The organism is Nostoc sp. KVJ20, from assembly GCF_001712795.1.
Lineage (GTDB): Bacteria > Cyanobacteriota > Cyanobacteriia > Cyanobacteriales > Nostocaceae > Nostoc.
Genome location: NZ_KV757735.1, coordinates 21204 through 27203, shown reverse-complemented (window position 1 = coordinate 27203; position 6000 = coordinate 21204). Strand labels below are relative to the sequence as shown.

Here is a 6000-nt window from a genome sequence, read left to right as displayed (position 1 = left end):
TGGACGAGTCTTTTATACTCGTGAATGAGTCTTTGATACTCGTGGATGAGTCTTTGAACTCCATTAATGAACCTCGGAGCTTCATTCGTGAACCTCGCAATACTGTTCGGTTAAGGCAAGAGACGCGATAAATCGCCGTCTCTACAATAATCATTCCTTTGTAGAGACGGCGATTTATCGCGTCTTTGTGATTAGGGAATTTATTGCGTCTTCGTGATTAGGCAATTTTAGATTAAATCAGGATCTATGCCGAGCGATGTCTACGACGGGCTACGCTTACGCACTCTACAATCAGTCTTTGGAAATAACTGAACGCATTGGTGATGTCCAAACCAAAGCAATACGCATAACAAATTGAATAAACAATGCGGTATCTTAATTAATGAACCAATTTTCTATGTTTATACCATCAAAATCTTGAAAATCTGCTACATTATTCGTTACTAAAATCAAGTTCTTTGTAACTGCAATACTCGCAATTTGCCCATCAATAAATCCAGGATTTTTACCAATTTTTGATAATCTAGCTCTTTCCTGAGCATGATATTGTGCAGATTTTAGATCGTAATCAAATGAAGGGATTTCTGCTAAAATTACGTTGTTGATATAATCCTCTATATCTTGACGTTTTTTAGAAATAGGAAGACGGAAACAACCATATAACATTTCATGGATAACTAGGATAGCTGTGGCTGTTTCTTGTCTATATAATCTTAGCTTTTCCATTACTTTCTCGTTGGGATGAGGTCGTTTAGCCTCCGACAAAATATTAGTATCTAGTAAATAATTTAGACTCATAAATTAACTTCTCTTCCTGGTGACTTATCCCGGAGATTTTCAAAAGTGTCATCATCAATACTTTCTAAATCAACCCTTTGTCTAAAGTCTTGTAAAGCTGACCAAAAATCAGTAACGTCTTTACTGTCTCTTGAAGTTTTTTGATGTTCAGATATGGAAAATGGTTTTTTAACTGATAATTTATATTTGAGAAATTGAATAAAATCTAAAACTTCTTGCTGTTTATCTGGTGGTAATTCTCGGAATGTTTGTAGAACTGTTTGTTCAATAGTCATAGTTTTACCTCTGCTAGATGAGATATAATTAGATTATAAGAAAATTGCTGTAATGAGGCTTTGATCTTCGTGGATGAATATTTGAACTCCATTTTAGATTAAATCAGGATCTATGCCGAGCGATCACTAACGATGAAAATATTTAAATGTTTGGACTTTACAACAAATCTCAATGTGTCGCGGTGTCCAGAACCCCGACTTCTTTAAGAAGTCAGGGTTCTTTTGCTCATTTGATATTAATTTTCCACTTGTTTGAGTTTTTGAAAAATTTCATCAAGTGGTGACTCAGATTCATCAGGACAAAATTCTAAAGCAAGTCTCACTTTTCCTTTTTTCCATCCCAAATTACTAAATTGCAAAACTTCACAATTCAATCCTTGGGTATACAAATTTACTTCATCTGTTTCTTCTGCTCCAATATATTCCTTAATTGCTGTAATCAAATCACGGACTTTAAAAGTTTTGGCAATATTTAACTTATTAAAAGTGTTTGGTTCTATAGACACAACTTCATCGTGATTTAGTCTCTCAAATCCATCTTCCATAAAAATCTCCTGTCAATAAATCTATATTTTCCAGAGATATAACAGTTCATCCGAAATAAAATGATGATTTTATAGATTTACTACTGGTTAAATAAAAATTTAGTAATAATTTGATATCCGGTAAATTAGCCTATAATTCTCGCGTTACCCCTCCCCAACCCTCCCCTTATCAAGGGGAGGGTGCGCGGCAGCGCGGGTGGGGTAGTTTTATTTAAACGGTTCTTAGAAAAACCAACCGTAAGAATGCAAACCTTTACCCAAAAGATTTACACCGAGATAGCAAACCCAAACCACAAGCAAGCCGGCGGAGGCTAAAATTGCGGGACGACGCCCTTGCCAACCGCGAGTAATTCTGGCGTGAAGGTAGGCGGCGAATACTAACCAGGTGATTAATGCCCAAGTTTCTTTCGGGTCCCAACTCCAGTAGGAACCCCAGGCTTCGTTAGCCCAAACGCCACCGGCAATGATGCCAATTGTCAGCAGGGGAAATCCTAGTCCGATGATGCGATAGCTGATGTTGTCGAGGGTTTCGGCAAGGCTAAGGCGCTGGGGTGAAAGAGGTTCAGCAGATGCTACGGCTTGAGATTCAGGGGTAGTCACTAAATTCAAAACAGCAGTGTTACCGTTACCGTTGCCATTGCTACTAGTTTCAAAACGGGCAAAGCCGTTATTTTCGACAGCGGGGGCTGGTGATTGAGAAATTACTTCAGACGCTTTGTGCAAGCGGTAGCCGTTACTACGATAACCACCAGCACCAACGGAACTGCCTTGTAGTTGGATATTTTGACCGCGAGTGACAATTAAGAAAGCGATCGCTAATAATGAACCCACCATCAAAGCAGAATAACTCAACATCATGACGCTGACGTGCATCATCAGCCAATTTGACTTCAAGGCAGGTACTAGGGGTTCTGACGCTTGCATCTGCGATGGTAGTGTCATAGTAGCAAAAGCAGTAATAGCCATTGCCACCGGAGCTGTTGCAACCCCTACTAAGCGGCTACGGCTACTATTTTCAGCAATTAGATGGACGGCGGTAATTCCCCAAGTTAAGAAAAACAGGGATTCATAGAGATTACTTAGGGGAAAGTAACCAGCTTCGATCCATCGTGCCCCTAATAGAGTCGCAATACTCAAATTTGCGATCGCCATTCCAGCTGTCCCCAAAGCGGCTAGATAAGGCAGATTTGGAAAAGCCGCTCCTCCCCAATACACGAGCATTGTTAGGAATAATATGGCAAAAGACGCATTGTCCAGCCAGTTCTGGAGTACAACCAGATTCATAAAGTGTTCTCTCCGTGGATAATTTAAAATATGGATTTCTGACTGTTCTGATCCTATATGTTTAGAGGGTAATGAGACAGGGGAAATGGGAAATTGGGAATTGGGGACTAGGGACTGGGGATTAGGGACTGGGGACTAGGGACTGGGGACTAGGGACTGGGGATTAGAAAAGATAAGTATGTGGATTTAGATCCCAACCAATCTTAAAAGAATTTCTTCCCTAGTACCCAATCCCCAGTACCCTATTTAACAGAGTTACTCTTACTGCTTTCTGGAGTAGGCAATGTAGTGGTGTTACTAACTTTTTTGAGCGCGATAAAAATGTCGTAGCGGTTACTGCGACTGTCGCTGACAGCAGATGTCATCCCAATTGAGCGCGTTGCAGCTAGCAAAGTTTGTTGATTGGGAATTAGAGTTGGTAAAGGGAAATTTTTCACAGTTCGTTCCACATCCAGGAAAAATTGACCATTTGTCGGATTGGGTTCTGTAGGAACTGTTTCTTGGAAGGGGATTGTGCTAGCTAGTGTGTTGTTGGGTTTGGGAACGATTTTATCAGTGATGGGAGCGCCCACTACTAAGAAAGCGATATCTTCATCTAACCAGCCGTGGGTGGCCGTTAACGTACCATAAGGTGATACCCAATTAACAACGGATTGACCTCCGACTTTCCCAGGTTGCACTTGGAACTGGTATTGATTTTTCATCACTTCATCCAGCTGAGTGATGGATGTTTCAGCCGATTTGCGATTATTTGTCTGTACCATGAACAGCAAACCCACACGAAAATCATCTGGTGAACCTTGTTTTGGAGTAGTAGGAATCAGTGATAAGGAAAACTCGCCTTTCATCCAACTGAGCAAATCCTTATCTAAATCGAGATCGGTAAGCGATTTTATCCCACCTCTAATCTGTTCTGGTGCGATCGGTGAAAGGGGATTTCTCTGAGACGTTAAAATGTAGTTTCCCCACAACCGCTGTAAATTGCCCCCCGAAAGCATCATTAAAGTTTCTGCTGGTACGCGGCTTTGCATTTTCCCAGCTTTGTTTTCCACCGCCAGCAGTCGTTGACTATTAGGGTTTAACCAAGAAACGCCCTTTAAGCGGATTCCTTCTGGCTCTAAGATCATTGTCCCCGCTAAACCTTGGTTATTTTGCAGTTGAGCCAAAACTTGAGCAGGTAAAGGACGGTTTGGAGAAGCAGCGGCTATTTTGGCTGCGGCTGGCACATTTACGTAAAACTGGGCAAAGGGTTGGTAGTTGGCGATTTTCGGAAAATTCTCAGCAAATCCCCCTGTTGTGGCTAGGGATGTTTTATTTTTGTAGGCGTCGATAGCTCTTTCTGTGGCTTTGGGACTATCAGTTATCACTAAAAAACGCCCATCTAGTAATGCAGCCGAGAAGTTTTGCCCTGATTGTCCCTCACTTTGTTTAATGGCAAACCCTTGATAAGTACGGTCAATCCATTTACCTTGTTTAAGGGTTTTGGGTTGTGCCAAAATGCTTTTGGCGATTTCTGGGTTTTTCACTGGCAATACCATTACCATCGACTGCTGCTCAATAGCAGCATTTTCATTGGTGGTAACTGGTTTGGGTGCAGGTTTATTCCCCGCTGCTGGGGCAAGAATTGCGATCGCAATGTCATTGCCTACCCAAGGAGCAATATCTTTTTGGAAATCGTAACCATTATTAGTCAGAAAGCGATCGCGTAACTGAACTAAATTTTTGTCCAATTCTACTTGGGTGTCTTTTGTCCCAAACTCCCGCAATTTCTGCCACTGTTGGGGATCTGTTGTCAGAGAAACCGCAAACAGAGCATCACCAGGAATAATATTTGCACCTACTAGCAAATTCCTGGAAGATGGTTGTCTTTGGGTAAACCAGTATGCTGCACTTCCCGCACCAATCAATAACCCAGCAGCCGAAAGCGTCAGCACCAAAGACGGTTTCTTATTTTTTTTCATTGGAACAGACACAACAGGCAGTGCCATTGAAACCTATACCTCATATTGCAAACTCATTACTTGCTTGATTGGTTAAGTCAACCAAAAAGCTTCTCCTTATTTAGGGCAGTTAACTGCATAAATTTTTCTATTTTAAACTGCGTAATCAACCTTCTCGAATGTTTCAAAAGCAGCATTTTCGCAGTTAGTTACCTTTTTTAACACGCTTTGTTGAATTTCGCAGGAAACTTCCTTGAGACAGTTGCTTCTATCAGAAAGTCTCGGAAAGTTCACATCCGTCATTTTAAGCACTTCGAGGATATAACTAGCTTGGGCATTGCTGCAAGTCATCAGCAAGCCACATTACCTTCTATTTACTGAGCTTCCACCTGTGGTATTAACTTTATCTAACCAAGCTAAATTCAGTATGCAAGATTTTGTATCGACTACCAATCTTACAAATTTAGATATGTTGTTGAAATTAATCCTATGCCTCAGTATTAATAGTACTCAATTGCATAGGCCCCAAATATTTGGTTAAATAAGGCGAAAAAACTTCATAAATTAATGTTAATGGCTGTCCATGATGCCAAAACAAATAGTGGCGACCCCAAAAAGGCCCAGTTACATCAAAACCTGACTGTAGCGCTGATGAGTCACCATAATAAATTCCTCGAACATCCCGATATAACTCTGTGCGAAGACGAGCTAAACTTGCCCAAATTGGTAATGAGCGGTTTTGTAAATACTCATCTACATGACTAGCTTCCCACCACGAGGTAGCATACGCTAATCGCTGACCAGAAGCAGTACGTAGCCATACTTGTCGCCGTAATCGCGGCCCTGGGACAGCTTGGATTAACTCAGGAGCAGCATCCAAGTCCATGCCAATCAATGACATATCAATAACATCTACTTCTACAGGCTCACCTGTGAGCAATTCCAAGTGACGTGTTGGGGAGCCATCACCCAAAAGCATTAGCTGCCAAGCAGGCGCTAGTTGAGTGTGAGGTAAACTTTGTTGAATTATCTCCTCCCCTCCTTGCCAAATCGGAGTGAGGCGATGCCAAGCTGGCGGTAGTGCTAGGTTGTTTGTCGGCGTAAAAGTAATAGTCAATGCTTTTTACAAAACTTCACTTATTTCTATAAAAGCATAAA

Annotated in this window: 6 protein-coding genes; all 6 read right to left on the bottom strand. The window is 41.4% G+C overall.

Going from position 1 to position 6000, the window contains the following annotated elements; translation table 11 throughout:
* Window positions 1-375: 375 nt before the first annotated feature.
* Window positions 376-798: a type II toxin-antitoxin system VapC family toxin gene (locus tag A4S05_RS33335; RefSeq protein WP_069074052.1), complete on the bottom strand. Its 423-nt coding sequence runs from the start codon at window positions 796-798 to the stop codon at window positions 376-378.
* Entirely contained in the window at window positions 795-1073 is a 279-nt protein-coding gene (locus A4S05_RS33330; RefSeq protein ID WP_069074051.1) for a DUF2281 domain-containing protein, read from the bottom strand. The genes A4S05_RS33335 and A4S05_RS33330 overlap by 4 nt, the downstream gene beginning before the upstream one ends.
* A gap of 236 nt (window positions 1074-1309) precedes the next feature.
* On the bottom strand, window positions 1310-1618 hold the full coding sequence (locus tag A4S05_RS33325; RefSeq protein ID WP_069074050.1) for a KGK domain-containing protein: 309 nt from the start codon (window positions 1616-1618) through the stop codon (window positions 1310-1312).
* Window positions 1619-1840: 222 nt separating this feature from the next.
* Window positions 1841-2902 (bottom strand): c-type cytochrome biogenesis protein CcsB, encoded by a 1062-nt coding sequence (ccsB, locus tag A4S05_RS33320; protein WP_069074049.1) that lies wholly within the window; start codon window positions 2900-2902, stop codon window positions 1841-1843.
* A 242-nt stretch (window positions 2903-3144) separates the two neighbouring features.
* Window positions 3145-4890 carry a DUF3352 domain-containing protein gene (locus A4S05_RS33315; RefSeq protein ID WP_069074048.1) on the bottom strand — a complete coding sequence of 582 codons (1746 nt, stop codon included), beginning with the start codon at window positions 4888-4890 and terminating at the stop codon, window positions 3145-3147.
* Between the two features lie 439 nt (window positions 4891-5329).
* A complete protein-coding gene (locus tag A4S05_RS33305) occupies window positions 5330-5959 on the bottom strand; it encodes a chorismate lyase (RefSeq protein ID WP_069074046.1) in 630 nt (209 codons plus the stop codon).
* Window positions 5960-6000 lie beyond the last annotated feature (41 nt).